The sequence below is a fragment of the Sulfitobacter sp. IGS-18 genome, from assembly GCF_059628195.1.
In genome coordinates, this window is record NZ_CM184556.1 from 957,943 (window position 1) to 984,478 (window position 26,536).

Genomic DNA, 26,536 nt, shown 5'->3' on the forward strand with positions numbered 1-26,536 from the left:
ACTGAAAAAGTGGGAAATAATAGGCGAGCCTCAGAGACCCTTCCAAGGAGCATCCCATGACCTTTCAACCCTTCCTCGGCGCATGTGCGCTGGGCCTTTTCGCAGCCAGCCTAGTGCAAGCCGATCCCGTCACCGTGACCGACATTGCAGGCCGCGAAGTCACCATCGACGCACCGGTCGAACGTGTGATCCTGGGCGAGGGCCGTCAGGTGTTCTTTACCGCCGTTCTGGACACCGAAAACCCCTTTCAGCGCGTGGTCGGCTGGCGTGACGACTTTCAGGAAGCCTCGCCGGAAACATATGACATCTACGCCGAGAAATTCCCGCAAATGGCGGATATCCCCACCTTTGGCGGTTTCAAGGACGGCTCGTTCGACATCGAACAGGCGGTCTCGCTGAACCCCGATGTGCTGATCATGAACCTTGAATCCAAGGCCGCAACCGACGAGGCCGGCTACGAGGAGAAACTGGCCAAGGTCGGCATCCCGATTGTCTACGTCGATTTTCGTGAAAAGCCGTTCGAGCATACGGCGCAATCCATGGAGATCATCGGGCAGCTTTTCGGCAAGGAAGAAAAAGCCGCAGAATTCGAGACCTTTTACGAAGAGCAGATCGCCCGCGTGACCGATGTGATCGCCGCCCAAACGGATTTGCAGCGCCCGCTGGTCTTTGTCGAACGTGCCGGCGGGTATACCGAGGATTGCTGCATGTCCTTCGGGAACGGCAACTTTGGCCGTTTCGTGGAACTGGCGGGGGGCACCAACATGGGCTCCGAATTCATCCCCGGCACCTTTGGCACCGTGAACGCGGAGCAGGTCATCGCCTCCGACCCGGACCAGATCGTGGTCACCGGCGGCAACTGGGACGCCTATGTGCCCGGCGGTGCCTGGATCGGCATGGGGCCGGGATCGGACATGGACGAGGCCAAGCGCAAGCTGGCGGCCCTGATGGAACGTCCCGCCTACACCGGGGTGAAGGCCGTGAACAACGGGCAGGTCCACGGCATCTGGCACCAGTTCTACAACTCGCCCTACAGTTTTGTCGCCGTGCAGCGGCTGGCCACATGGCTTCACCCCGAGCTTTTCGCCGACCTTGATCCCGAAGCGACGCTGAAGGAATTGCACGAACGCTTCCTGCCGGTGGATTACAGCCCCGGCTACTGGGTGTCGCTGGACGGCGCCCCGACCAACTGACCCCGTCACTGTCACAGCAAGGCGGCCCCGGACGGGCCGCCACTTGCAGTCGGAGAGATCATGACCATTGCAGACGCAGATGCCCCCAGGACCGCAGGCGCACAAAGCTATCGCGGGATGGCCACCCGCCGCATCGCCATCCTGGGCGGGCTGAGTATCGCCCTGGTGCTGTCGGTGGCAGTGGACGTGTCACTGGGGCCTGCGCGCTATGCGGTGTGGGAGGTGTTGCAGACGATCTTTGCGCCCGGGACCGCCGATGTGCAGATGCGCGTGGTGGTCTGGGACATCCGCATGCCCATGGCGCTGCTTGCGGTGACCGTGGGGGCCAGCCTGTCGCTGGCGGGCGCGCAGATGCAGACCATTCTGGCCAACCCGCTGGCCAGCCCCTTCACGCTGGGTCTTTCGGCGGCGGCCAGCTTTGGCGCGGCGCTGGCCATGGTGCTGGGCGTGGCGCTGTTTCCCGGCGCGGTGTCGCTGATGGTGCCGATCAATGCCTTTGCGATGGCAATGGCCGCCTCCATGCTGATCTTCGGCCTGTCGACCCTGCGCGGCGTGACCACGGAAACCATCATCCTGCTGGGCATCGCGCTGGTCTTCACCTTCAACGCGGCACTGGCGCTGCTGCAATATTTCGCCTCCGAACAGGCGCTGTCGGCGGTGGTCTTCTGGACCATGGGCAGCCTGACCAAGGCGACATGGGGCAAGGTCGCCATCACCGCCCTGATCCTGTGCATCTGCACCCCGCTCTTTGCCCGCCGCGCCTGGGCGCTGACGGCGATCCGGCTGGGCGAGGTCCGGGCGGCGGCCATGGGCGTGCCCGTGAAACGCCTGCGGCTTGAGGCGCTGGTGCTGGTCTCCATCCTCGCCGCTGTGCCGGTCAGCTTTGTCGGCACCATCGGCTTCATCGGCATTGTCGGGCCCCATGTGGCGCGCCTGCTGCTGGGCGAGGATCAGCGGTTTTTCCTGCCCGGCGCGATGCTGTCGGGGGCGGTGATCCTCTCGGCCACATCGGTCCTGTCCAAGGCGCTGCTGCCGGGGGCGGTCCTGCCCATCGGCATCATTACGGCCCTTGTGGGTGTGCCGTTCTTTGCCGCCCTGATCCTGACGAAAGGACGCAAATCATGGTAAGCCTGACGCTGGAGCACATCGGCGCACGCTACGGGCGGCGCGACATCCTCACGGAGGTCTCTGCCCCCGTGCAGGGCGGGGCGCTGACCGCCCTTGTCGGGGCAAATGCCGCCGGCAAATCAACGCTGTTCCGCCGGATCGCCGGACATCTGCGCGGCGCGGGCCGGGTGCGGCTGGCGGGGGCGGAACCCCATGAGCTGCGCTACATGCCGCAGGACACGGGCATGTCTGCGGCACTCACCGTCTATGAATCCATCATCCTGGCGCTGAAACAGGACCGCGGCGGCTGGCGTCTGTCCGCCGATGAATTCCGCGCCGTCGACGCGGTCCTGCACCGTTTCGGGATATCCCACCTGGCGGACCAGCAATTGCCCGATCTTTCGGGTGGTCAGCGGCAGTCGGTCTCCATCGCCCAGGCGCTGGTCAACGGCCCCAAGGTGGTGCTGATGGACGAGCCGACCTCGGCGCTTGACCTCAACCGCCAGTACGAGGTGCTGGAAACACTGCGGCAATATGCCGAGGAAACCGGCGCCGTGATGATCCTGGCGCTGCATGACCTCAATCAGGCGATGCGGTGCTGCGCCGCGACCCTGGCGCTGGGCGAGGGCCGGATCCTCGCCAGCGGCCCCACGCTCGAAGTGCTCACGCCCGCCCTGATCCGTCGCCTCTACGGGATCGACAGCCGCGTCGAACATTGCTCGCGCGGCTGCCCGGTGATGATCGTTGATGGGCCTGCGGATCGGGCACTGGCCTGACGCCCCGCCCCGGGCAGGCAAGGGCCCGGCCTGCGCTGCGCCTCCGAAGTTCAGGAAGGCGCCTTCCGAACCTCCACACCGCAGGCTGCTCCGGAGAGACGGGTCAGCAATGCGACACCAAGGCCGGTTCTGCGCGATAGCTGTTACCTGGCGCCTGGCCGGTTGCCTGCCCGAACCGCTGCGCCAGGGCGCGCGCCGCCTCTTTTGCCGTGGCCACGGAACGCGTATGGCGGGCATCCTTGAACTCCTGGTACTCGATGGCGATTGTCTCGATATCCGCCGCATTCACCCCAAGATAATGCGCGCAGGCGGCAATCGCTGGGTCCAGCGCGTTCAGATGCGCCCGTGGCCCGCCGGGTTCAAACCCGAACTCGCCGCGCGATGACAGGACGACCAGTTGCTTGCCCTTCAGGATCGGCTCGATCGGCACGTCGCCCCGCGCCAGATCGAAAGAGAAGGTCCGCCCGATCCGGGCGATGTGATCAATCCAGCCCTTCAGCGCGGCAGGCATCCCGTAGTTGTACATCGGTGCGCCCAGCAGGATGATATCCGCGGCTTCGACCTCGTCGATCAGCCGGTCCGACAAGGCCAGCCGCTCGGCCATCCAGTCTTCGCGGGCCTCAGACGGGGTGAAGGCCGCGTGGATAAACCGGTGATCAATCGCCGGAACCGGGTCTTGCCCGATGTCGCGGGTGATCACCCTGGCATCCGGATTGGCGGCCAGAAATTCGCTCGTGAACAGCCCGGTCAGCATGCGGGTCAGCGAGCGGTCTTCCAGCTGTGCGCTGGCGTCGATACGAAGCAGGGTGGTCATGGTGTTCTCCTTTGTGGGGGCCGGTGTGGCCCCGTCACAGCAGGAGGTAGCAGCGGCCAAAACCTTTGGCCAAAGCGAATATTTCAGGCATAAGATGAATGAGATTCACCCTGCGGAACGACCATGCGCAAACTGCCACCCCTACACGCCCTGCGCGCCTTTGAGGCTGCTGCCCGGCATCTGCATTTTGCCGATGCGGCAGAGGAACTGGGCCTGACGCCGACCGCGATCAGCCATCAGGTGCGCCAATTGGAAGACATTCTGGGGGTGACATTGTTCCACCGCTTTCCCCGGCCCGTGCGCCTGACGGCGGCGGGGGAAAAGCTGTTTCCGGTGCTGCGCCAGGCGCTGGACCAGATTGCAGGCACAATCGACCAACTGTCTGTCTCCACTGCCGAAACACCGCTGCGCCTCTCGGTGACCATGGCCTTTGCCAGCCGCTGGCTGATGGCGCGCCTGCCGCGCCTGCGTGCCGAGACGGGGCTGAAGATCACGGTAGAGGCCGCCGACCTGCCCGCCGATCTGCATGCCTCGGATATCGACATGGCAATCCGTTATGCGGGCCAGCCCGATGACCGGGCAGAGTGGCACCGGCTGTTTGACGATGCGATCATTCCGGTCTGTGCGCCGGATCTGGTGAACCTGCCGCTGACCCCGGATGACCTTTTGTCGCTGCCCTTGCTGGACTACCGCTGGAAATCCGCCTCGCAGAATGCGCCCAGCTGGCAGCGCTGGCACGCCCGCGCAGGCGTCAGGGCATCGCTGCCCGCTGTGGCCCAGACCTTCTCCGAAGAGATCCACGCGATTGACGCGGCGGTGTCAGGGCAGGGCGCAGTGCTGGCCTCGCAGCTTCTGGTGGCGGATCTGCTCAACACCGGTCAGCTTGTGCAGCTCTCCGAGATCGCCTTGCCCGGCCTGACCTATTGGGCGGTGTTCCTGTCCACCCACCCCGATCAGGCCCGTCTGGCGCAACTGCTGGGCTGGTTGCGCCGGCAAAGCTGAATCAGGCGGCCGAGACGGTCACCGACAGGCTGCGCGGCACCGCATCTGCGCCATTGATCGGCAACAGATCCATCGGACAGGCGGAGACCACGGCGATCAGGTCCATCTCGGCCCGAAACATCACCGTGTCACCGGCCCGCGAGACCGGCGGCAGCCAGACCATCTCGCCCCCGGGACGGGCAGGCGTGTTCATCCACAGGTTGAACGGGCAGGGCACCTGCGGCAGGGCCAGGCCAATCGCCGCCAGGGCCATGCGCAGATTGTCGGTGCAATTGTCATGATACCCCTGATGACCCAGCTCGTGATAGCGGTGAATGTCGCAAGAGGCGACAAGCGTGTCATGCACCCCCTCGGAACTGTCAGAGACCAACGTCAGGATCGCCCGCCTGCGGTTGGTCACCAGCGCATCACCGGCAGCGGGGCAGAGTTTGCGCAGGTTCGGGCGCATATGTTCCATCGACAGATGTTCGCCGGGGTCGGCGGCGCTGAAGGCCCAGAAATCCGCCACCTGACTGCCGTGGGTGTTGATGACCTTCAGCATCTGCCCGCGTTTCACACGGATGGCGCGGCCCTGACGTGCCGGCACGTCATAGGCTGTGTCCAGATGCGGCCGGCCCAGATCCCCCAGAGTTTCAATGGCCGAAGGGTTGCTGCCATCGGGGCGGGCGGGGTCGAAGGGAAGGGGAAAATCGCTCATCTTGATACTCCTTGAAAGACGGCTGAAGGATAGGGCGCTGCCGGTTCCACATGCGGTGTCCAGGCGCCGCTGTCGCGCAGCTGCCGGACATGTGCGGCGATGTCTTCCAGCGGGGCGAACCAGACATCGGGGCGGGACAGAACGGTCTCCAGCCAGCGTTCCACCACCCGCCAGCGCGCCAGCCGCCCGGTCAGGAACGGATGCCAGATGCCGACCCATAATCCGCCCGCTTCATATTGCGCCTCGAACTCGGCAAAGGAGGCTTCCAGCCCCTGCGCGGGGCTCATCACCGGCATCATATAGCCGATCTCGGCATAATGGGCGAAGGGGGGCCAGTCGTCGCTGCCCCAGTGGACGGGGACTTCGATCAGATCCCCTTTGGCCGCGGACAGGACATAGGGCAGGTCGTCGGCCATCATGGATGAATCATAGGTCAGCCCATGGGCGATGGCCAGGTCGATGACCTTTGGCGTGACGTTGTAGACCGGCGCGCGGTAGCCGCGCGGGGTCTGGCCGGTGGCGCCTTTGTGAACCTCCAGCGCGCGCTCGAACCAACAGGTCTGCTCGGCATCGGACATCTCGGCAGGGTCCTCGTGCAGATAGCCGTGCAGCCCGATTTCATGGCCGTCTTTCAGAATTGCCTCGACGGTTTCGGGATAGGTTTCCATCACCCAGCCGGGCATGAAGAACGATTGCTTCAGCCCCAGCCGGCGATAGGTTTCCAGAATCCGCGGCACCCCGGCGTTGGGGCCATAGCGGCCCATGCTGATGGGGTACAACCGCCGGTGGCTGTCGGCGGGACGCGCGATGTGGATCAGGCTGTCGGCATCGACGTCAAAGGTGATGGCACAGGCGCAGCGCGCGCCATTGGGCCAGGGGATCGGATTGCGGATCATGGGCAAAGTCCTTTCAGTTCAAGGGCGTGTTCCAGCTTGCAGGCGGCCATCAACAGCGCACGGTCACAATGGGGCGCGCCGACCAGTTGCAGGCCGACCCACTGCCCCGCAGCGGTCTGCCCGACCGGCAGCGTGACAGCGGGCAGGTCCAGCAGGCTGGCGGGCATGGTCAGGCTCAGCGCCTGCTGATTGATGCGCGCATAGGTTTCGGGATCGGAGAACAAGGGTTCAGCCAATGGTGCGCCAAAGGGCACGGTTGGCAGCGCGATGAGGGTATCGGGGGCAGGCCAGAGCCTGCGCAGATCCACCGCGCTGGTGCGGAGCTTTGCCATGGCCTCAGGTGACAGCCGTGCCGCCCTCTGCAGCCGCGCGGCCACCAGCGGGTCGACCTGTGCAACGGCCTCCGACTGGAGCAGGTCGTGGTAAAGTGCTGCGGCATCGGCCCCGCCGGGCCAGCCCTGCGCCGCAATCAGGTCCATCGCATCCGAGAGCGGGCTGCGCGGCTTTTGTGCCATGGCAAACCCTTGGCGGTGCGCGGCTTCCACTGCGCTGCGCGCCGCATCGGCAACTTCCGATCTGGCCCGCGCCGTCGCATATTGGTCCAGCCAGATTTGTGGCGCGCTGTCAGGTTCATCCGCGTCGCCGCTCAAGATCGCATCCAGATCAAGCAGATCACGGGCGGTTCCGGTGATCAGCCCAACGGTGTCATAATCCGGCGCCAGCGGCAGCACGCCTGTCATCGGATAACGCCCGCGTGTGGGTCGAAACCCGAACAGCCCGTGAAACGCCGCCGGAACACGGCAGGACCCGGCGGTATCGGTCCCCACCGCCAGCCGCACCATGCCACGCGCCACCGATGCCGCCGCCCCCGAAGAGGACCCGCCCGGCACCCGCCCCGCGATCAGGGGGGTGCCGAAATGCGGGTTCTGGCCGATGCCGGAGAAGGCGAATTCCGACAGGTTCGTGGTGCCGATGGTGATCAACCCCGCCGTCGCCGCGCGGCGCACCACCCCGGCGTCCTCGGGTGCGGGGGGCGTGTTCAGGCGGGTTTTCGACCCCGCCGTGGTCACGACACCTGCCAGTGCGATCATGTCCTTCCATGACACGGTGGCCCCATAGAGCGCCCCTTGTCCGCTTGCTGGCGCAAGTCGGTCAGCCTCGCGCCTTGCGCGCTCCCCGGTGACCGTCAGAAAGACATCGGGCGCGGCCCGCGCCGCCGCCAGCGCCCGGTCAAGCGGCATGGCCATCACGCCACCGCCTTCAACGCAGGGGCCCCCAGCAGCACCCCGTCCTCCGGGTGCCAGGAGGCATAGACCTGTTGCCCCGCCCGTGCCGACAGCCGTTCAAGATCGCGCTGCTGAAGCTGGGCGACAATCCCGGTGCCCGCCGCCGTTTCCAGATGCAGGTTGACGACGGCGCCTGCAAATTCTTCCGACATCAGGGTGCAGGGCACCTCGTTGGTGCCCCAGCCGGGCTGAGTGGTCACATTGATCCGGTCGGCGCGCACCGCGAGGTCGCATCTGGTGCCACTCTGCGCGCTGGCAGAGTCCGCGATCTGCAACAGCCCATCCGCGCTGTCGATCCCGATCTTGCCCTCTTTGGTGGATTTCAGCACGCCGCTGAACAGGCTGATACCGCCGACAAACTGCGCAACGAACCGAGACCGGGGCCGCAGGAAAATATCCTGCGGGGTGCCCAGCTGTTCGATCCGGCCCGCGTTCATGATCACCACGCGGTCGGCCAGCGAAAAGGCCTCCGAATGGCTGTGCGTCACATAGACAAAGGTGATGCCCAGCTCGCGCTGCAACCGTTTCAGCTCGCCCTGCATCCGGATCGACATATGCGCATCCAGCGCCGACAGCGGCTCATCCAGCAGCAGCACCTTGGGCTGCAACACCAGTGACCGCGCCAGCGCCACGCGCTGCCGCTGCCCGCCCGACAGCTTCGCCACATTGCGATCGGCGAACCCCGCGATGCCCAGCCGTTCCAGCCATTCGGCACAGCGCCGTTGCCGTTCGGGGGCAGGCACCTTTTTCATGCGCAGGCCGAATTCGACGTTTTCCCGCACGGTCATATAGGGAAACAGCGCCAGGTTCTGCCAGACCAGCGGCGTCTCGCGCTGCCAGACCGGCAGGTCGTTGATCTGCTGACCCTCCAGCCGGATTTCGCCGCGCGTCGGGTCCTCCAGCCCTGCCATCATGCGCAATGTCGTCGTCTTGCCGCAGCCCGAAGGACCCATGATGGCAAGAAACTCGCCCGCATCCACACTCAGGTCGATGTCCTTGACGGCCTCGAAGGTGCCGTAGGATTTGTTCAGGTTGTGCAATTCCAGAAGCGGTTGGGTCATGGCGACACCTCCTTGTTTTTGTGGGATTTCGTGCTGCGCAACAGCAACAGCTGCGCGGCAAAGACCAGGCTGAGCGTGGCGGCAAAGGCCAGCGTGCCGATCACGTGGATGGTCGGGTCGACCTGTCCCTGCAATGTGTTCAGCACGGTGACGGGAACGGTCTGTTCCAGCCCGCCGACAAACCAGGCGATGGCATATTCATCCAGCGACACGGCAAAGGTGATCAGCGCCGCCGCCCCGATGGCAGGTGCCGCATGTGGCAGCACGATCAGACGCAGGGCCTGCCCCGGCGTCGCGCCCAGGTTTTGCGCGGCGGTCTCATATTCCTGCGGCATCTGTTCCAGCCGCAGACGACAGATCGCCATGGCAAAGGGGGTGGCGACAACCACATGGGCCAGGATGATCGACCCCACCGTGCCCGACAGCCCGATCCGCGAAAAGAACGCCAGCATGGCAAGGCTCAGCACCACAATCGGCACCGTCGGCGGCAGCAGCGCCAAGGCCAGCACCATGCGCTGCCCGAAGAACCGGAACCGGAAGTCGGCATAGGCGGCAGCAAAGCCCAGCGTGGTGGCCACCAATGCCGTGCTCAGCGCGATGGTCAGGCTGTTTTTCAACGCCTCCAGCACGCGGGCATCTGCAAAGACCTGGGCATACCATTTCGTGCTGAACCGCGTGATGTCGAGGCTGGGAAACCTGTCGGCGCTGAAGGAAAAGACCAGCGCAGACAGGATCGGCGCATAGAGGATCACAAAGACCAGCATCAGCCCCGTGAACCAGACCCAGGCGGGCAGCGCGTGTTTCAGATGGCTGTTCATCTCAGTTTCCTTTCTGGCGATAGGCCCAGGCCACGGTGACCAGCGACGTCAGCAGCAGCACCGCCATCATCAGCAGCGACACCACCGCCGCGCGGGGCCATTGCTGGCCGCCCCGGATCAGGTCGGTCAGCAGGATCGGCAGGGTCTGGAAGACGCCGCCGCCCAGATAGGTGGCGCTGACGAATTCGGCATAGCTCAGCAAAAAGGCAAACAGCACGCCAAGGGTCAGACCCGGACGGGCGGCGGGCAGGATGATATGCCGCAAGACCTGCAGCGGGCGCGCCCCCAGATTGACCGCCGCCGACATCTCGGTGCGGTCCACATTGCCCAGCGCCAGGGTTTGCAGCACCAGCACCACGGGCAGGGTCAGGGTGGCGTGGCCCAGAAACAGCGCGGTATAGCTGTTCAGCAGGCTGGCCTCGGACAGGCCGACGCTGTGGAACATCTGCGGCAACACGCCGCCTTCGCCCAGAAACACCTGCAGCGAATAGATCCTGACCAGATAGCTGGTGAAAAACGGTGCCAGGGCAAGACCCAGAAAGGTCAGCCTTCTGGCGGGCGAGATCAGGAACGCCATCGCGTAGGAGGCCGGAAAGGCCAGCAATGACACCAGCACAGCGCTGAGCAGGGACAGCCCGTAGCTGCGCCAGAAGCTGGACCACAGAAAATCGAGCGACAGCACATAAGTCCAGGCCGACAGCGAAAAGTCGGGGGTCAGGCGATAGTTCTGCACCGACCAGAACGACATGGCGATCAGCAGCAGCATCGGGCCCAGAAAGAACAGCGCGAACCAGACCGGCAGCGGGGCGGCCCACAGGGCAAACCATCCACGCCGGCGCAAGCGCAGCTTTGCGGATAAGACAGACATCGGATTTCCTTTGAATGAAGGGCGGCCCGTCCCGCGCCTGTCAATGGCGGTGCGGGGACGGACACTTGGGGGCGGCTCAGGCGTTTTTGTAGCGCACCCAGGCGTCGTTCCAGCTTTCCAGCGATTGCTGGACGGGCAGGCGGCGCAGCTGAATGCGCCCGGCGCGGATTTCATCCAGCGCGTTGGCACCGGTCAGGCTCATGTTCTGGCGTGCGGCCTCATTCGGGTTGGTCTCGTTCAGCATCGCCCAGCCCGCCCTTGTCGGCACCATCGCGGGGTACGCCCTGAGCGTGGCTGTCGCCACCTGGCCGCGCGGGCTCATCATGTAGCGGATGAATTCCCGGGCCAGATCCTGGTTGCGCGACCCCTTGCCGATGGACAGCGACTCGGTCCATTGCAGCCCGCCCTGTTCGGGAATGGTGGTGGCAACATTGGCCCCGTCGCGCTGCAGGACGCCGGTGATCCAGTCGCCGATCCCCGGCATCGCCGCCACCTCGCCCGAGCGCAGGGCAGACAGCGTGCCACCGTAGTCATAAAAACCCCGCACCTGGGGCCGCAGCGTCAGCGCCGCCTCCTGCACCTGCTGCCAGGCGGCCGTGTCCAGGTCAAAGGGGGCCGGATTGCCTTCGATCAGGCTGATGGTGCCAAAGTTGGGCAGATGCCAGTCGAATTGCCCGACCTTGCCGCGCAGGTTTTCCTGCCACATCGCCCTGTAGCTGCGCGCATCCGAGCGGCTGATCGCGTCCAGATGATGCGACAGCCCCAGAAAGCCAAAGCGCAGGAACACCGCGTAAAGACCGTCATCATACCAATGGCCCTCGAACTTCTGGAACTCGGGGAAGAAATCATCAAACGGATAATCCGCCGGGTCCAGCTGTTCGATGTAATCGGCCTGATACAACTGCGAGACATATTCCGCGTCGGCCAGGATGACATCATAGGTTCCGGCCGGCGACTGGGCAAACTGCGCCAGCATCTGATCACCGCCGACATATTCCTTGGCGCGGATGCGCACGTTATGGGCCTGCTCAAAGGGGCCAACGACCTCCGGATCGGCGTGGCCTGCCCATGTCAGCATGGTCAGCTCGCGCTGCGCCTGCGCCCGCACAACCGACGGGGCGGCCAGCACGGCACCCGCAGCCAGACCGCTTTTCAGCAGCGCGCGGCGTGAATATTGAAAATTTGACATATCGTTTTTCTCCCTGTTTTGTGACTGCCACCTTCTGCGAAACGCCCCATTTGCTACAAATTCGTTTATCTCAGGGGGTCTTGAGCAAAACTTCACGAAGGACAAAGGATGCGACGGCTTCCGCCCCTGAATGCGATCCGCGCCTTTGAGGCGGTTGCGCGCTGCCTCAGCTTCTCGGCCGCCGCCGACGAACTGGGCGTGACCACGACGGCGGTCAGCCACCAGATCCGGCATCTGGAAAGCTATCTGGGCTTCAAGCTGATCGTGCGAAACCCCCGCGACATCGCGCTGACCCCCGCGGGGGCAGAGATGTTTCCGAAACTGCGCGAAGGGTTCGATCTGCTGGCCGAAGCCTTTTCGGTGCTGAATGTGGACATCGAAAAGAACGTGTTGCGCGTCACCACAACCCGCGCTTTTGCCGACAACTGGCTGCTGCCCCGGCTCTCGCGCTTTCTGGCCGAAAACCCCGGCATTCAGGTCGAGCTTGTTACCGACGATGCGGTGCGTGACCTGTCTTCGGACCGGCTCGACGTGGCAATCCGCTATGGCCAGAGCCCCAGAGACGCCGCCGACAGCATCCTGTTCTCGGATGCCTATCGCCCGATTGGCCGAAAGGACGTGATCGAGAACGGATCAGGCACCTATCCGGTGATCGGATTTTACTGGAACAACAAAGATCTGGACGGCCCTGTCTGGGCCCGCTGGGCACATGATTCCGCGCAGAGCTTCGCGGTGGCGGGCGTCCTGAACTGCAGCGATGAATCCGCGGCTTTCGAGGCGCTGGATCAGGGTCTGGGCCTGCTGTTGTGCAGCAACATCCTCGCCGCAGACCGGCTTTCGGCGGGCACCCATCAAAGCCTGGGGGATCTGCAGATCGAGGGGTTTCAATATTACATCGTCACCAATCACGCCTCCCGCGCCAAACCTGCCGCAAAGGTCTTTATCACCTGGCTGCAGGCGCTTGCGCGCGAGACCGCCCGGCAGGTCGAATGCACGCAGGAACAGCAGCGCGGCCCGACCGGGGGCGCAGATCAGCAGGAACACCCTTCCTGATCAACGCCCGCTTGCGCATTACTCGGCGGGTTTGGACAAGGGCCCGCCCGACCCCTGCACCGCCAGCTTCATGAACTCCAGAAACGACAGCGCGGCGGGGCAAAGCTCGGCGGCGCGGGGCCAGGCCAGTCCGACGTCCATCGTCGGCAGCGTGTCAGTGATATCAATCACATCGACCTTGCTGCCATCCAGCGACCAGGGCCGGTAGACCATGTTCGACAGGATGGAGACCCCCATGCCGGTCGCGACCATGCTGCGGATCGCTTCAACCGAAGAGGTCTTGAAGATGATGTTGGGCTTTGTCGGCAGGTGATCCCAATAGTGTTTCGCGGTCTCTGATGCCTCATCCACCGTCAGCATGATATAGGGTTCCCTGGCAACATCGCTGAGCGACACGGATTTCGCCGACAACAGCGGGTGGTTCGCCTGCAGCCACAGCCTGCGCCGCGACCGCAGCAGCACCGTATGATCTATGGCGCTGCGGTTCTTGAGGTTCGAGGTCAGCATGACCGCCACATCGAACCGCCCGTTGGTCAGCCCCTCTTCGATGGCCACCCGCTCGGCTTCGACAAGCGTCACCTGGACGTTCGGCAGCGCCTGCTGAAAGCGCAGCAGAAGCGGCGGTAGGAAATACCCCCCCACCGTATAGGTCACGGCAAGGTTGAAAGTGCCGATCACATCACGCTGAACCCGCCGGGGAATGCGAATCGCCTCTTCGACGGAATCGATGATCCCCCGCGCATGGTTGAGGAACAGGCTGCCCTCATAGGTCAGGGTCACCCCGCCGGCATGGCGGTCGAACAGCGATGTGCCGATCAACTCTTCCAGCGCCTTGATCGCCGTGGTGATCGCGGATTGCGAGACGTTGATCTCGCTTGCGGCCTTGGAAATCTGGCCCGCATCGGCGGCGGCGATGAAATAACGGATCTGGCGCAGGCTTGGGGTCATGGCAGGTTTCCTTGTGGGGCGGCGCCGCAACGCAGGGCCAAAGCAGGCGCCGCAGGCAGGCAAAGCATTATCTGTTTTTCAGAATGTACTACCTGAAAAATCATATTTTACAATCAAGTCATGCCCTGCGTAGCCTTGGCGCAACGACGCATCGGCCAGCAGGATTTGGCGGCGCATCAGTGATTTACCTTGGCATTTCCGGGAGGCTGAAATGGCTGTCGACATCAATTGTGACATGGGAGAGAGCTTTGCGCTCTACAGGCTGGGCGACGATGACGCTCTGATGCCCCTGATAACGGAGGCGAATATCGCCTGCGGTTTCCACGGATCGGACCCCAATCACATGCGCCACGCGGTGCGCTCGGCCAAGCAGCATGGCGTGCGGATCGGCGCCCATGTCGCGCTGCCCGACCTGTCCGGCTTCGGCCGCCGCGAAATGGTGATCGACCGGGACGAGATGGCCAATATCGTGCTTTACCAGATTGGCGCATTGAATGAATTTCTGGCGGTCGAGGGGCTCAGCCTGTCTCACGTCAAGCCGCATGGCGCGCTCTATGGCATGGCCGCGCGGCACGAACATATTGCCCATGCGATCTGCGATGCCTCCGAACATCTTGGCGTGCCGATCTTCGGCCTTGCCGGGACATTGCACGAGGAAATCTATACCGCACGCGGTCTGGGGTTCCGGGCCGAATTCTTTGCCGATCTCGATTACGACGACAATGGCAAGCTGATCATCACCCGCGAACATGATGCCAAGGACCCGGCGGAAGTTGCCGCCAAGGTGCTGCGCGCGGTGGACGAAGGCATCGTTCTGAGCGCCGCCAAGAAGCCAAGCAATGTGCGCGCCGAAACCATCTGCGTCCATTCCGATACGCCCGGTGCCGTCGAAATCACCCAAGCCGTGCGCGCCGCCCTCGGCGACCGGCTGGCAACGCGCGCGGATGCCTGAACACCCAACAACCCGACAGGAGAGAAAACATGGCCAAATCTGAAATCCGCTCCCCGCTGCCCGGTGTCTTTTACCGCCGTCCTTCCCCGGAAGAGAAAAACTACAAGGAAGTCGGCGACGACGTGAAAGCGGGCGATGTCGTGGGTCTGGTCGAGGTGATGAAGACCTATACCGAAGTGAAATCCGACGCGGATGGAAAGCTGACCGCTTTCCTGGCCGAGGACGAGGATGCGATCATGCCCGGCCAGGTCATCGCCGAACTGGAAAGCTGAGCGCATCATGGGGATCACAAAGCTTCTGATTGCCAATCGCGGCGAAATTGCCGTCAGGATCATCCGGGCGGCAAAGGAAATGGGCATCCGCACCGTGCAGGTCCACAGTGCGGCGGATGCCGGGTCGCTGGCCGTCGAAATGGCCGATGAGGCGATCGAGATCGGGCCGCCGCCAGCCTCCAAATCCTATCTGAACATCGCCGCCATTCTGGATGCCGCCCGGCAAAGCGGCGCGGACGGTATCCATCCGGGCTATGGTTTCCTGGCCGAGAATGCCGATTTCGCCGATGCGGTCGAGGCCGCCGGCATCGCCTTTGTCGGACCGACGGGCGACATGATCCGCGCGATGGGGGACAAGGCCTCGGCCCGCCGCGCCGCGCAAAAGGCCGGGGTGCCCACGGTGCCCGGCAGTGACGGCGTGATCGGCGACCTGGCAGAGGCGGCCCGCAGCGCCGATGAAATCGGCTATCCGGTCATGATCAAGGCCACGGCGGGCGGTGGCGGGCGCGGCATTCGCGTGGCCGAAAACGCCCGGGACTTTGCCAATCTCGCCCCCCAGGCCGCGGCAGAGGCGAAATCGGCCTTTGGCGACGGCGGGCTCTATCTGGAGAAACTGATCGCCAGGGCGCGCCATATCGAGGTGCAGATTCTCGGCGACGGCACCAACTTCGTGCATTGTTTCGAACGCGAATGTTCCCTGCAGCGCCGCCGCCAGAAGGTCTGGGAAGAGGCCCCGTCGATGGCGCTGACCGACGCCCAGCGCGCCGATCTTTGCATGAGCGCGGTGGCGCTGGCGCAGGCGGTCAAGTATCGCGGCGCAGGCACGGTCGAATACCTATACGACGATGAAACCGGCGCCTTCTATTTCATCGAAATGAATACCCGCATCCAGGTCGAACATCCGGTCACCGAATGCGTGACCGGGCTGGACCTTGTGGCAGAGATGATTGCCATTGCCGGGGGCAAACCGCTTTCCGTGCGTCAGGAGGACATCCACCTGCGCGGCCATGCCATCGAAGTGCGCATCAACGCCGAGGATCCGGCCAATAATTTTGCGCCTTTCCCCGGCATCGTCGATGGGTTCCGCGCCCCCGGCGGGCCGGGCGTGCGCTTCGATCACATGCTCTACGACGGCTACCAGATCCCGCCGTTCTACGATTCCCTGCTGGGCAAACTGATCGTCACCGCAGATGACCGTCCGGCGGCCATCACCCGGCTGAAACGTGCGGTGGGCGAATTGCGCACAGGCGGGTTGAAGACAACCGCGCCCCTGTTCCTCGCCCTGGCGGAGGACGCCGACGTGCAGGCCGGGAACTACCACACAAAATGGCTTGAGCCATGGCTCGCAGAGCATGCCGGGACATTTTCAGATGAGGAAGGTACATAACATGACATCCAGATATACCTTTGGCGGCGACGAACATGTGTTCGTCGAGGTCAGCGAGGAAATGTCGCTTGAGGCATTCTTCACCACGCTTTCGATGACCAATGCCGTGCGCGATGCCAAGATCGACGGGGTGACCGAAATCTGCCCGGCCAATGCCTCGTTCCAGATCAAGTTCGACCCCGATGTGATCCATCCCGATGCGCTGATGGACAGGCTCAAGTCGATGGAGGCCACAGCCGCCAAACAGGAGCCGAAGCTGACGACCCGGATCATCGAAATCCCGGTCTATTACCAGGATCCCTGGACCCATGAAACCCTGATGCGGTTCCGCGAAAGGCATCAGGACCCGGAGGCGACGGATATCGAATATGCGGCACGGATCAACGGCTATGACAGCGTCGATGCCTTTATCGCGGCCCATTCCGGCGCGCCCTGGTTCGTTTCCATGGTCGGTTTCGTCTCCGGTCTGCCCTTCCTCTATCAGATGGTGGAACGGGAACGGCAGATACAGGTGCCCAAATACCTGCGTCCGCGCACCGACACCCCGAAGCTGACCGTGGGATACGGCGGCTGCTTCTCCTGCATCTATTCCGTGCGCGGGGCAGGGGGTTACCAGATGTTCGGCGTGACGCCGATGCCGATCTACGACCCGGAACAGAAGACGGGCTACCTCAAGGACTTCATGGTCTTCTTCAAACCCGGCGACATCGTGAAATGGAAGCCGATCGACCGCGCCGAATATGACCGCTGCCTGGCCGCGGTCGAGGCGAACACCTATGCGCCCCGCATCCGCGAGGTGGTGTTTTCCCTTGATGAATTCAACGCGGATATCAACGGCACCAACGCCAGGCTGGAGGAGGCTCTTTATGCCGATTAATGTCATAACATCCGGTTTCGCCACCACAATTCAGGATCTCGGACGCCCGGGGTACTATCACCTTGGCATCCCCATGGGCGGCGCGATGGACCGTTTCGCCCTGCGCTGCGCCAATATGCTGGTGGGCAATGATGAAGGTGCCGCAGGCCTGGAATGCGTCTTCATGGGTCCGGAACTGGAATTCACCGAAGATTGCACCTTTGCCGTGACCGGCGGCGACCTGCCTCCCAAGCTGGATGGCGAAGTGCTCGAATCCTGGACAGCGATTCCCGTGAAGGCGGGCCAGAAACTGTCGTTCGATTACCTGCGCTCCGGCGCACGGGCCTATATCGCCTTTTCGGGGGGCATCGACACGCCGCTCGATCTGGGCAGCCGTTCCACCTATCCCATCGGTGCCCTCGGCGGCATCGACGGGCGCGCGGTGCAGCCCGGCGATACGCTGCCTCTGGGGGCGGCTGACGGCAAGGCGAAAACCGGCGCGCATATCCCCGAGACGCTGCGGCGCATGCCAACAAGGGAAACCGAACTCAGGGTCCTGCCCGGGCTCTACTGGCACCGCATCACAGAGGCATCGGGCACCCGGTTCTTTGAGGAAACCTGGAAGGTCGCATCCGAAGCGGACCGCATGGGCTATCGCTTCAAGGGCGGCACGCCGCTGGAATTCGTGGACCGCGAACCACCCTTCGGCGCGGGCTCCGACCCCTCCAACATCACCGACGCCTGCTATCCCTATGGCTCGGTCCAGGTGCCCAGCGGGACAGAACCGATCATTCTGCACCGCGACGCGGTCTCCGGCGGCGGCTACTTCATGATCGGCACGGTGATTTCCGCCGATATGGACCTGATCGGGCAGTTGCAGCCCAATGTGCCGACCCGCTTCGTCAAGGTGGACATGGACACGGCGCTGTCCGCCCGCCGCGACCGCGCCAAAGCCCTGGATGCGGTCCGGGCGCATCTGGCCTGAAACCGCCGAGGGTGGCCCGGCGCCACCCTCGACCCATCACGCAGATGCCAGGTGCCGCGCGGTTCACGGACCGCCACCTGACCACAACCGGAACGAGAGATCTGGAGAAGGAGGAAAACGACAGGGCACGATATCCGATTTTCCGATATTAAGAGTATGAAAATCGTATTTTACAATATCATGGGGAGAGGCCTAGTCTCAGGCAGACGGCCCTGAAGCGTCAATGCGACCCAACGCCCAAAGGGGCATGTTCGCGGATCTCTTCATGAAAGGCCGCTTATAACCAATAATAAGTCCGCTGCCCGTTTCATACTGCGAACTACAACCAACGACCAAATTTGGCGAACCGGGCCGGAGGGCCGGGCGCACCACATCGGCGCTTATAATGCGAAAAAGCAAACTGCGCTGTTCATCAACAAGACTGGGAGTCCAACATGAAGAAAACACTCAACAGCATTTCGACAGCCGCCCTCATTGCGGCGGGTCTGACCACCACGGCAGCCGCGCAGGATGCGATCTGGCCGTTCGACGTGGTCAACTCTGCCGGCGGCGGCAGCGAAATCGTCTCTTATCAGGGGCTGGAGAAGGCTGAGAAACCCTGGCACATCTGCGTGCTCTTTCCGCATATGAAAGACAGCTACTGGGTCGGCGTGAACTACGGCATCGTCGATCAGGCCCGCAAGCTGGGCGTCAAGGCGACCATCCTCGAAGCGGGCGGCTATACCGAAGCGGCCAAACAGGTGTCCCAGTACAACGACTGCGTGGCGCTCGGCGTCGATGCCATCGTGATCGGTGCAATCTCCGAAGCGGGTCTGGCCAAGAGCATGGCCGAAGGCAACGAAAAGGGCATCGTGCAGGTCGGTGTCATCAACCCGATGAGCGATGTCGCAGGCGCGCGGATCTTTGCGAATTACGACGATGCCGCAGAGGCAGGCGCGAAATTCCTCGCGGACATGACCGAAGGCAAGCCCATGCGCATGGTCCACTTCCCCGGCCCGCAGGGCTCCGGCTGGGCCGAGGCATCGACCGAAGGGGTCGAGCGCGGCATCGAGGGCAGCGGCATCGAACTGCTGGAAGCCAAATACGGCGACACCGGCAAGAGCATCCAGTTGCGCCTGGTCGAGGATGCCCTGCAGGCCTATGATGACGTGAACATCATCTACGGCACGGCTGTCACCGCCGAAGTGGCCAAACAGGCCCTGGAAGAAGCCGGCAACGACGATGCCCTGATCGCGGCCTATTACTCGAACGAAGGGATGGTCGATCTGGTCAAATCCGGCGTCGTGACCGCCACGGTAACGGAATCCCCCGTCATGGAAGCGCGCATCGCCATGGACCTCGCCGTGCGCATTCTGGAAGGCAAGGATCACCTGGTGGAGCTCAACCCCTCGATGACCGTGCTGACCAAGGACAACATCGACAGCTTCGACATGAGCCGCTCGTTCGCCCCCGCGGATTGGGAACCCGTCTACGCGGTCGAGTAACCCCTCATGACAGAACACATGATTGAACCGGACGCAGCACTTGCGTCCGGCCATCCCGCGCATAAGGCCGGGGAAACATTGATCGAACTGCGCGACCTCGACAAATCCTATGGCGCCTTCAAGGCCTTGCAGGGCATGCAGTTCGAGCTTCGCGCCGGTGAAGTCCACGTCCTGTTCGGTGAGAACGGGGCGGGGAAATCGACGCTGATCCAGATCATCTGCGGCGTGCAGGGGTTTGACAGCGGCAGCTACCGTCTCTTCGACGAACCGGTCTCGATTATGACCCCGGCGCTGGCCCATGACAAGGGCGTCAGCATCGTGTTTCAGGAATTCAGCCTGATCCCCGAGATGACGGTCGAGGAGAACCTGTTTCTGGGCCACGAGATGGTGCAGGGCCTGCGGCTTGCCAAAACCGAAATGCGCCGCAAGGTGCATGCGGTGCTGGACCGTCTGGGCTTTGCCCTCGATCCGCGCGCCAGGGTGCGCAACCTGCGCCGCGCCCACCAGCAGATGGTGGAGATCGCAAAGGCCCTGCTCTGGGACTGCCGGGTGCTGATCCTGGACGAGCCGACCGCTTCGCTCACCGATCAGGAAGCCGCCCAGCTTTTCGACATCATCGAACAATTGCGCGCCGATGGCCTGGGCATTGTCTATGTCTCGCACCGCATGCCCGAGATTTCGCGGCTGGCGGATCGCGTCACGGTGCTCAGGGACGGCAAATACATCGATACCGTCCAGATGGCCGACACAAGCGAGAAAGAACTGGTTCAACTGATGACCGGGCGCACCTTCGACGAATTCTTTCCCGAGATCACCCGCTCTGCAGGCGACACGCTCTTGCAGTTCGAGGGCGTCACCCTGCAGCGGGGCATGGCCCATGACCTGAGCTTCAGCGTGCGCCGGGGCGAGGTGCTGGGCTTTGCCGGTCTGGCGGGCTGCGGCAAGTCCGAAGTCCTGCGCGCGGCCTTCGGGCTGGATCCGCTTTCCAGCGGCCAGATCACCTGCGGCAGCACAAGGCTTGAACGCCACTCCCCCCGCAAGGCGCTGGGCAACCGCATCTGCTATTTCCCCTCCGACCGCGCGACCGAAGGTCTGGCGATGAGCCAGAACCTGATCAGCAACAGCACGGTCGCCGCCCTCGATGACGAAAAATTCTCCCGTCGCGGCATGTTGCTCAAACGCCCCGCCGAACGATCCTTTACCAAAGAAATCATCGAGAAACTGAAAATCCGCACGCCGGGGCTGAACGCCAGGGCCGATCAATTGTCCGGCGGCAACAAGCAAAAGCTGATGATCGCGCGCGGCCTGTCGCGGGAATTCGACATCTTTCTCTTCGATGAACCGACCGTCGGCGTCGACATCCAGGCCAAGCTGGAAATCTACGATGTGATCAAGACGCTGACCGAAGCAGGCAAGGCGGTGGTGATCGCCTCCTCCGAACTGGCAGAGGTCATGCATATGTCGCACCGGGTCATCGTGATGCGCGAAGGCGCCATCGTCGGAGAGCTGGACGGCGACGAGGTGACCGAACAAGCCCTGCTGTCGCATTTCTTCGCCCATGAAGAACCAGCAGCACAAGCGGCGGGGGAGGGGAATTAAGATGACCGTTCAAACCATCCGGAACACCGCGCGCCGCAACCGCATACTTGCCTCCATCGGTATCCTGCCCATCGTGCTGATCGTGACCTGCGGGCTGCTTGCCCTCTATGAACCCCGGTTCCTGCGCAGCTCGAACCTGATCAACGTGCTGCGCAACGCCTCTTTCCTGTCGATCATCTCTGCCGGGCAGATGCTGGTGATCATCGTCGGCGGTTTCGACATCTCGGTCGGGGCCATCGTGGCGCTGACCTCGGTCAGCTCGGCCCTGTCCATCGTCTGGCTGGCGGACCTCGGCATCGCAAGCACGGCTGTGGTCGTCGCCCTCGGATGCCTGCTGGGCCTGATCCCCGGCATCCTGGTCGGCCTCGCCAACGGGTTCTTCGTCAGCGTGATGAAAATCTCGCCCTTCATGGTGACCATCGGCACGATGACCATGGCGGCGGGCATCGCCGGATATGTGACCGGCGGAACGCCGATCTATGACCTGCCAGAGCTTTTCACCCGCGAGATCGGGCGCGGCAGCCTGTTCCGGTTGCCCTATATCGTCTATGCGGCGGCACTTGTGCTGTGCCTGCTGTGGTACATGCAGACCCAGACCCGGCTGGGCCGCTATTTCTATGCCGTCGGCGGCAATGAAAAGGCGGCGCGGCTGTCCGGGCTGAACACCCGCAAATACATCTGGGCCGCCTATGTCCTCAGCGCGCTGCTGGCGGGCATCGTCGGGCTGTTTCTGACCGCGCGGGTCGGCTCGGGCGAGGCGACCCTTGGCAGCAACCTGATGCTGGAAAGCATTTCCGTGGCCGTCATCGGCGGCGTGGCCCTGAAAGGCGGGGTGGGGCGCATCCCGATGGTCGCCCTCAGCGCGCTGTTCCTGTCGGTGCTCAGCAACGGGATGAGCCTGATCCGCATCGACAGCAAATACCACATCATCATCATCGGCATCGTGATCGTCATCGCGGTGGCCGCCGAAAGCTACCGCGAACGCCGGAGGGCCGGACATGGCTGACCAGACCCAAAGCACCCCGCTGGACATGCGCGCCATCGCCCCGCATCTGCTCTTGCCGCTGGCGATCATCGGGGTGGTGGTGTTCTTTGCGGCCCTGCAACCCGCAATGATCTCCGGCGGCAATGTCGTCAACATCATGAAGCAATCCTCGCTGTTCTTCTTTGTTGCGGCGGCACAGCTTGTTGTCATCATCACCCGGGGCTTTGACCTGTCGGTGGGGGCCAATGTCTCGCTGGTGTCGGTGGTGTCCTCGATGGTGATGACCAGCCTGCTGCCCGGTCTCGGCACCGGGATCGGCGTCTTTGCAGGCATCTGCACCGGCCTGGCCATCGGCGCGGCCCTGGGCGCGATCAACGGGGCGCTTGTCGCCTATGCGCGGATCAACCCCTTCATCGTCACCCTTGCCACGATGAGCATCTTCACCGGCATCGCCACAACGGTTTCGGGCGGCTTCCCGATCTTCAACCTGCCCGAAGGGTTCAGCTTTGCCCTGAACCAGATGAAGATCCTGGCGCTGCCGATCCCGCTGGTGATCGCGGGCGCGGTGGCCTGGGCGCTGCATTTCATGCTGACCCGCACCGTGCATGGCCGGGTTCTCTATGTGCTCGGCGACAGCAACGAGGTTGCCCATGTCGGCGGACGGCGGGTGCGCGAACATCTGTTCTTTGCCTATGTCACCAGCGGCATCCTGGCCGCGATTGCCGGCTTGCTGATGACCGCGCAGACCGGATCGGGGGAGCCGAACCTGGGCACCTCGCTGGTCCTCAGCAGCATCGCGGCGGCGGTCATCGGCGGCGCATCCCTGCGCGGCGGCACCGGGACGATCTCCGCCCCGATCTACGGTGCCTTGCTGATCACCTGCCTGTCGATCGGGATGAACCTGCAACAGATCAACGGCTCCTTGCAGCCGGTGGTGATCGGGGCAATCCTGATATTCGGCGCAGCACTCGACGCCTATCGAACCCGTGGACGGTAAGGAAAGGACAGATCATGTGTGACGCAGCCGCAGCCGGAACCGCCGTCGGCAAGGTCCTTATCCGGAACCACCGGACCCGCGTGACCGAATGGCGCTTTGCCGGGCGCGGGGCAAAGCTTTATGCGCAAATCGCCAAGTATTCGAATGGCGATAAGATAGGTTGAATTCAACGAGTCGGCCGGTTCACGCCGGAACACGGCCGACAGGGGAGAAGACGATGTATTTTTCGACGGACCATTGCGGTACAATGAACAAGGACGAAGTCTGGACCCGGACCTTGTCCGACACCTATTTCCCGCTCTCGGCAAAATGCGCCCGGCCCGAAACCTTCAAGGGCTCCTTGCAGTCCTGGCGGCTGGGCAACCTCGGCCTGTCCGAGATGAACTGCGACGGCGTCAAATACATCCGCACCAGGTCGCATTTCACCAACGAGCAGGAAAGCAGCCTGCTGATCACCATCCCGCATAAATCGGACGTCTGTTTCCAGCAGGGGGCCCGCGACACCAGCTGCAGCCCCGGCAGCTTCCTGGTGGAACGCGGAGACCTGCCTTATGAATTCTCCCATGGGCAGGCCAACAAGCTCTGGGTGCTCAAGGTGCCCACCGCCAGCGTGCGTTCGCGGCTGGGCGCCACCGACCGGCTTGGCGCGCTGACCTTTGACGCCAGCTCGGGGGTGGGTTCCTATTTCCTGGGGTCGGTGCGCAATACCATCGAAAGCATTGAACTGATCGGCGATGCCGCCCGGGAAATGGCCGGGCAGCACCTGCTGGACCTTCTGTGCCTGTCAATGCGCAGCGACAACCGCATCCTCGACAGCACCGCCTCGACGATCCGCGCGGCGCATTTGCAGCGGGCCGAACAATTCATCCGCGACAACCTCGCCAACCCCAACCTGAACTCCCAGGTCGTGGCGGAATCCTGCGGCATCTCGCTGCGCTATCTGCAACGGCTCTTTGCCGAGAATGACCATTCCGTCGTTGGCTACATCCGCGACAAGCGGCTGACCCGCTGCCACGAGATGCTGCGCATGGTGAACAACACCAGCACCATGGCCCAGATCGCCCATAAATGGGGGTTCTACGACCAGGCGCAGTTCTGCAAACACTACAGAGCCCGGTTCGGCTGCACCCCGACCGATACCAGAAAACAGACCCGGCTGGAGGCCATGGCCCGAAGCTGACGCACCCGAAAGTAAAATGCGCCACCACCCAAAGCTGTGCTTTCGGGTGACCGATACCGGCTTGCCGGCACCTGTGGCCTCAACCGAAGTAGGAAAGCAGAGATGACAAAAACCAGAGTCGCAGTCGATGTCGGGGGCACCTTCACCGATGTCTGCATCATGGACGAAGACACCGGCCAGATCCGGATCGAAAAGACCCCCTCGACCCCCGATGATCCGATGCGCGCCATCATGACGGGCATTTCGGATGCCGGGATCGACCTCGGCGATGTCACGATGTTTTCCCATGGCACCACAGTGGCCACCAATGCGCTGATCACCCGCAAACTGCCCCGCGCGGCGATGGTCTGCACCGAAGGCTTCCGCGATGTGGTCGAAATCCGCCGCTCCAACAAGGAGGATCTTTGGGACACCTACAAGGATGTCGCCAAACCCTATATCCCGCGCCGCGACCGGTTGACCGTGAAGGAACGGATCGACGCGGCAGGCAAGGTCATCACCGAACTGGACGAGGCCGAGGCCCGCCGCGTGGCCCGGATCCTCAAAAAGCGGGACGTAAAGGCCATCGCGGTCTGCTTCATCAATTCCTATGTCAACGGCGACCACGAGGTCCGGATGCGCGACATCCTGCGCGCGGAAATGCCGGATGTGCATATCTCCATCTCCTCGCAGATCATGCCGGAAATCTTCGAACACGAGCGTTTTTCAACCACCATGGTGAATGCCGTGGTCTCTCCGGTGGTGGTCGATTACGTTTCCCGGCTGGGCGACAAGCTGGCCGAGGGCGGCTATACCCGCGACCTGCTGCTGCTGCACACCGGCGGCGGCGTGATGACCCCGGCCAGCGTCAAGGATTTTGCCGCGCGTCTGGCAGGGTCCGGCATTGCGGCGGGGGCGCTGGCCAGCCGCTTCATCGGCAACCTCTGCGGCTATGAAAACTCCATCGGCTTCGACATGGGCGGCACCTCCACCGATGTCTCGCTTTGCTTTCAGGGCAATTCGACGGTGACCAAGGATTGGTACATCGAATACGGCTACCCGATCCGCTTTCCCTCCATCGAAGTGCTGACCATCGGCGCCGGCGGCGGCTCGCTGGCCTGGAAGGACGAAGGCGGCTCGCTGCGCAACGGGCCCCAATCGGCAGGGGCCTTCCCCGGTCCCGCCTGCTATTCCAACGGCAATGAGGTCGCCACCAACAGCGATGCCAATGTGGTGCTGGGCCGTCTGGGCCACAGCCTGGCGGGGGGCGACATCACGCTGGACGCGGGTCTGGCGGAAAAGGCAATCCGCGAAACCGTGGCCGTGCCTTTCGAAATGGAACTGCACGAGGCCGCAGAGGCGGTGATTGACGTGGCCAATGCGAATATGGCCAACGCCGTGCGCCTGCTCTCGATCAGCCGCGGCCACGATCCCCGCGACTTTGCCCTGGTGGCCTTTGGCGGCGCGGGTGCCCTGCACGGGGCCGCCGTGGCCAAGGAGCTTTCCATCCCGGTGGTGATCGTGCCGCCGAACCCCGGCGTGACCTCGGCGATGGGCTGCCTGCTGGTCGACATCCAGCACGACTTTTCCGACAGCTTCATGGCCGATGCCTCGCAAACCGCGCCCGAAGACCTCGAAGCCGCCTTTGCGCGGATCGAAAAGGAAGCCGTCGACCGGCTGCGTCACGAGGATGTCGCCCCCGAAAACACCGTCCTGCAGCGCACGGTAGAGATGATGTATCAGGGCCAGTGGCGCTCGCTCGCCGTCTCCGCCCCCGCGACGATCACCAGCACCGAAGACCTCGTGCGCGGTTTCCACGATGAACACGAACGCGAATACAACTTCCGCCGCGAAGATGCGCCGGTCAGCATATTCCGGGTGGGCGTCAAAGCCACCGGCGTGGTGCAAAAGGCCGAGCTGCCCTCCTTCGAGGTGACGCCCCATGCGCCGGACCCCGCCAGCCAGCGCGATGTCTGGTTCAAGGGGAAAAGCTGCCGCACCGATGTCTATGACCGCGCCACCATGAAGGCGGGCGCGGAATTCACCGGCCCGGCCATCGTCGAACAGGTCGATTCAACCGTGGTGGTCCCCCCCGGCGCCACCGCGAAGATCGACCAATATATGAACATTCTGATCCGCGTGAAGGACTGAG

At 63.4% G+C, this 26,536-nt stretch carries 26 protein-coding genes; 17 read left to right on the forward strand and 9 right to left on the reverse strand.

Annotated features, from left to right (window positions below; genetic code table 11):
• Positions 1 to 56 precede the first annotated feature (56 nt).
• Genes ACWNZ3_RS04660 through ACWNZ3_RS04670 form a run of 3 tightly spaced genes read left to right on the forward strand, consistent with a single transcriptional unit; the run spans position 57 to position 3,076 of the window.
• Positions 57 to 1,193: an ABC transporter substrate-binding protein gene (locus ACWNZ3_RS04660; protein WP_496901377.1), complete on the forward strand. Its 1,137-nt coding sequence runs from the start codon at positions 57 to 59 to the stop codon at positions 1,191 to 1,193.
• 60 nt (positions 1,194 to 1,253) lie between these two features.
• The gene (locus ACWNZ3_RS04665) at positions 1,254 to 2,321 is read left to right on the forward strand and encodes a FecCD family ABC transporter permease (protein WP_496901378.1); all 1,068 of its coding nucleotides are present in this window, start codon (positions 1,254 to 1,256) and stop codon (positions 2,319 to 2,321) included.
• Positions 2,315 to 3,076: an ABC transporter ATP-binding protein gene (locus ACWNZ3_RS04670; protein WP_274574351.1), complete on the forward strand. Its 762-nt coding sequence runs from the start codon at positions 2,315 to 2,317 to the stop codon at positions 3,074 to 3,076. Before ACWNZ3_RS04665 ends, ACWNZ3_RS04670 begins: the two co-directional genes overlap by 7 nt.
• Before the next feature lie 103 nt (positions 3,077 to 3,179).
• Here ACWNZ3_RS04670 and ACWNZ3_RS04675 read toward each other — a convergent pair whose 3' ends face one another.
• Positions 3,180 to 3,890, reverse strand: a complete 711-nt coding sequence (locus ACWNZ3_RS04675; protein ID WP_496901379.1) for an FMN-dependent NADH-azoreductase — start codon at positions 3,888 to 3,890, stop codon at positions 3,180 to 3,182.
• A 123-nt stretch (positions 3,891 to 4,013) separates the two neighbouring features.
• Here ACWNZ3_RS04675 and ACWNZ3_RS04680 point away from each other — a divergent pair, with 123 nt between their 5' ends.
• On the forward strand, positions 4,014 to 4,892 hold the full coding sequence (locus tag ACWNZ3_RS04680; protein ID WP_496901380.1) for a LysR substrate-binding domain-containing protein: 879 nt from the start codon (positions 4,014 to 4,016) through the stop codon (positions 4,890 to 4,892).
• 1 nt (position 4,893) lies between these two features.
• On the opposite strand, the gene ACWNZ3_RS04685 is transcribed toward ACWNZ3_RS04680, so the two are convergent.
• The 7 genes from ACWNZ3_RS04685 to ACWNZ3_RS04715 all read right to left on the reverse strand — a co-directional run bounded on the left by ACWNZ3_RS04685 (position 4,894) and on the right by ACWNZ3_RS04715 (position 11,707).
• Positions 4,894 to 5,589: a DUF1989 domain-containing protein gene (locus tag ACWNZ3_RS04685; protein WP_496901381.1), complete on the reverse strand. Its 696-nt coding sequence runs from the start codon at positions 5,587 to 5,589 to the stop codon at positions 4,894 to 4,896.
• Complete coding sequence (locus tag ACWNZ3_RS04690; protein ID WP_496901382.1) at positions 5,586 to 6,485, reverse strand: polysaccharide deacetylase family protein; 900 nt, start codon at positions 6,483 to 6,485, stop codon at positions 5,586 to 5,588. Before ACWNZ3_RS04690 ends, ACWNZ3_RS04685 begins: the two co-directional genes overlap by 4 nt.
• On the reverse strand, positions 6,482 to 7,732 hold the full coding sequence (locus ACWNZ3_RS04695) for an amidase family protein (RefSeq protein ID WP_496901383.1): 1,251 nt from the start codon (positions 7,730 to 7,732) through the stop codon (positions 6,482 to 6,484). Before ACWNZ3_RS04695 ends, ACWNZ3_RS04690 begins: the two co-directional genes overlap by 4 nt.
• Positions 7,732 to 8,832 (reverse strand): ABC transporter ATP-binding protein, encoded by a 1,101-nt coding sequence (locus tag ACWNZ3_RS04700; protein ID WP_496901384.1) that lies wholly within the window; start codon positions 8,830 to 8,832, stop codon positions 7,732 to 7,734. Before ACWNZ3_RS04700 ends, ACWNZ3_RS04695 begins: the two co-directional genes overlap by 1 nt.
• Positions 8,829 to 9,650, reverse strand: coding sequence for an ABC transporter permease (locus ACWNZ3_RS04705; RefSeq protein WP_496901385.1), 822 nt, complete (start codon positions 9,648 to 9,650; stop codon positions 8,829 to 8,831). Before ACWNZ3_RS04705 ends, ACWNZ3_RS04700 begins: the two co-directional genes overlap by 4 nt.
• Position 9,651: 1 nt before the next feature.
• Positions 9,652 to 10,518, reverse strand: coding sequence for an ABC transporter permease (locus ACWNZ3_RS04710; RefSeq protein WP_496901386.1), 867 nt, complete (start codon positions 10,516 to 10,518; stop codon positions 9,652 to 9,654).
• Between the two features lie 76 nt (positions 10,519 to 10,594).
• The gene (locus tag ACWNZ3_RS04715) at positions 10,595 to 11,707 is read right to left on the reverse strand and encodes a polyamine ABC transporter substrate-binding protein (protein ID WP_496901387.1); all 1,113 of its coding nucleotides are present in this window, start codon (positions 11,705 to 11,707) and stop codon (positions 10,595 to 10,597) included.
• A gap of 108 nt (positions 11,708 to 11,815) precedes the next feature.
• Here ACWNZ3_RS04715 and ACWNZ3_RS04720 point away from each other — a divergent pair, with 108 nt between their 5' ends.
• Positions 11,816 to 12,760, forward strand: a complete 945-nt coding sequence (locus ACWNZ3_RS04720) for a LysR substrate-binding domain-containing protein (protein WP_269362341.1) — start codon at positions 11,816 to 11,818, stop codon at positions 12,758 to 12,760.
• A gap of 18 nt (positions 12,761 to 12,778) precedes the next feature.
• Here ACWNZ3_RS04720 and ACWNZ3_RS04725 read toward each other — a convergent pair whose 3' ends face one another.
• Entirely contained in the window at positions 12,779 to 13,708 is a 930-nt protein-coding gene (locus ACWNZ3_RS04725) for a LysR family transcriptional regulator (RefSeq protein ID WP_114275040.1), read from the reverse strand.
• 211 nt (positions 13,709 to 13,919) lie between these two features.
• Between ACWNZ3_RS04725 and pxpA the strand changes: the two genes are divergently transcribed.
• The 12 genes from pxpA to ACWNZ3_RS04785 all read left to right on the forward strand — a co-directional run bounded on the left by pxpA (position 13,920) and on the right by ACWNZ3_RS04785 (position 26,535).
• Entirely contained in the window at positions 13,920 to 14,660 is a 741-nt protein-coding gene (gene pxpA / locus ACWNZ3_RS04730) for a 5-oxoprolinase subunit PxpA (RefSeq protein ID WP_496901388.1), read from the forward strand.
• 29 nt (positions 14,661 to 14,689) lie between these two features.
• On the forward strand, positions 14,690 to 14,932 hold the full coding sequence (locus ACWNZ3_RS04735) for an acetyl-CoA carboxylase (RefSeq protein WP_114274825.1): 243 nt from the start codon (positions 14,690 to 14,692) through the stop codon (positions 14,930 to 14,932).
• Between the two features lie 7 nt (positions 14,933 to 14,939).
• A complete protein-coding gene (locus tag ACWNZ3_RS04740; protein ID WP_496901389.1) occupies positions 14,940 to 16,319 on the forward strand; it encodes an acetyl-CoA carboxylase biotin carboxylase subunit in 1,380 nt (459 codons plus the stop codon).
• Position 16,320: 1 nt separating this feature from the next.
• On the forward strand, positions 16,321 to 17,196 hold the full coding sequence (locus ACWNZ3_RS04745; RefSeq protein WP_269362333.1) for a 5-oxoprolinase subunit B family protein: 876 nt from the start codon (positions 16,321 to 16,323) through the stop codon (positions 17,194 to 17,196).
• Entirely contained in the window at positions 17,186 to 18,160 is a 975-nt protein-coding gene (locus tag ACWNZ3_RS04750; protein WP_496901390.1) for a 5-oxoprolinase subunit C family protein, read from the forward strand. Before ACWNZ3_RS04745 ends, ACWNZ3_RS04750 begins: the two co-directional genes overlap by 11 nt.
• Before the next feature lie 434 nt (positions 18,161 to 18,594).
• Positions 18,595 to 19,644 carry a TMAO reductase system periplasmic protein TorT gene (gene torT, locus ACWNZ3_RS04755; RefSeq protein ID WP_269362329.1) on the forward strand — a complete coding sequence of 350 codons (1,050 nt, stop codon included), beginning with the start codon at positions 18,595 to 18,597 and terminating at the stop codon, positions 19,642 to 19,644.
• Between the two features lie 18 nt (positions 19,645 to 19,662).
• Entirely contained in the window at positions 19,663 to 21,243 is a 1,581-nt protein-coding gene (locus tag ACWNZ3_RS04760) for a sugar ABC transporter ATP-binding protein (protein WP_496901391.1), read from the forward strand.
• Between the two features lies 1 nt (position 21,244).
• Positions 21,245 to 22,249 carry an ABC transporter permease gene (locus ACWNZ3_RS04765; protein WP_496901392.1) on the forward strand — a complete coding sequence of 335 codons (1,005 nt, stop codon included), beginning with the start codon at positions 21,245 to 21,247 and terminating at the stop codon, positions 22,247 to 22,249.
• On the forward strand, positions 22,242 to 23,225 hold the full coding sequence (locus tag ACWNZ3_RS04770) for an ABC transporter permease (RefSeq protein ID WP_496901393.1): 984 nt from the start codon (positions 22,242 to 22,244) through the stop codon (positions 23,223 to 23,225). The genes ACWNZ3_RS04765 and ACWNZ3_RS04770 overlap by 8 nt, the downstream gene beginning before the upstream one ends.
• Positions 23,226 to 23,239: 14 nt before the next feature.
• Positions 23,240 to 23,389 (forward strand): hypothetical protein, encoded by a 150-nt coding sequence (locus ACWNZ3_RS04775; RefSeq protein WP_496901394.1) that lies wholly within the window; start codon positions 23,240 to 23,242, stop codon positions 23,387 to 23,389.
• Between the two features lie 53 nt (positions 23,390 to 23,442).
• A complete protein-coding gene (locus ACWNZ3_RS04780; RefSeq protein ID WP_269362319.1) occupies positions 23,443 to 24,405 on the forward strand; it encodes an AraC-like ligand-binding domain-containing protein in 963 nt (320 codons plus the stop codon).
• 102 nt (positions 24,406 to 24,507) lie between these two features.
• Positions 24,508 to 26,535, forward strand: a complete 2,028-nt coding sequence (locus ACWNZ3_RS04785; RefSeq protein WP_496901395.1) for a hydantoinase/oxoprolinase family protein — start codon at positions 24,508 to 24,510, stop codon at positions 26,533 to 26,535.
• Position 26,536 lies beyond the last annotated feature (1 nt).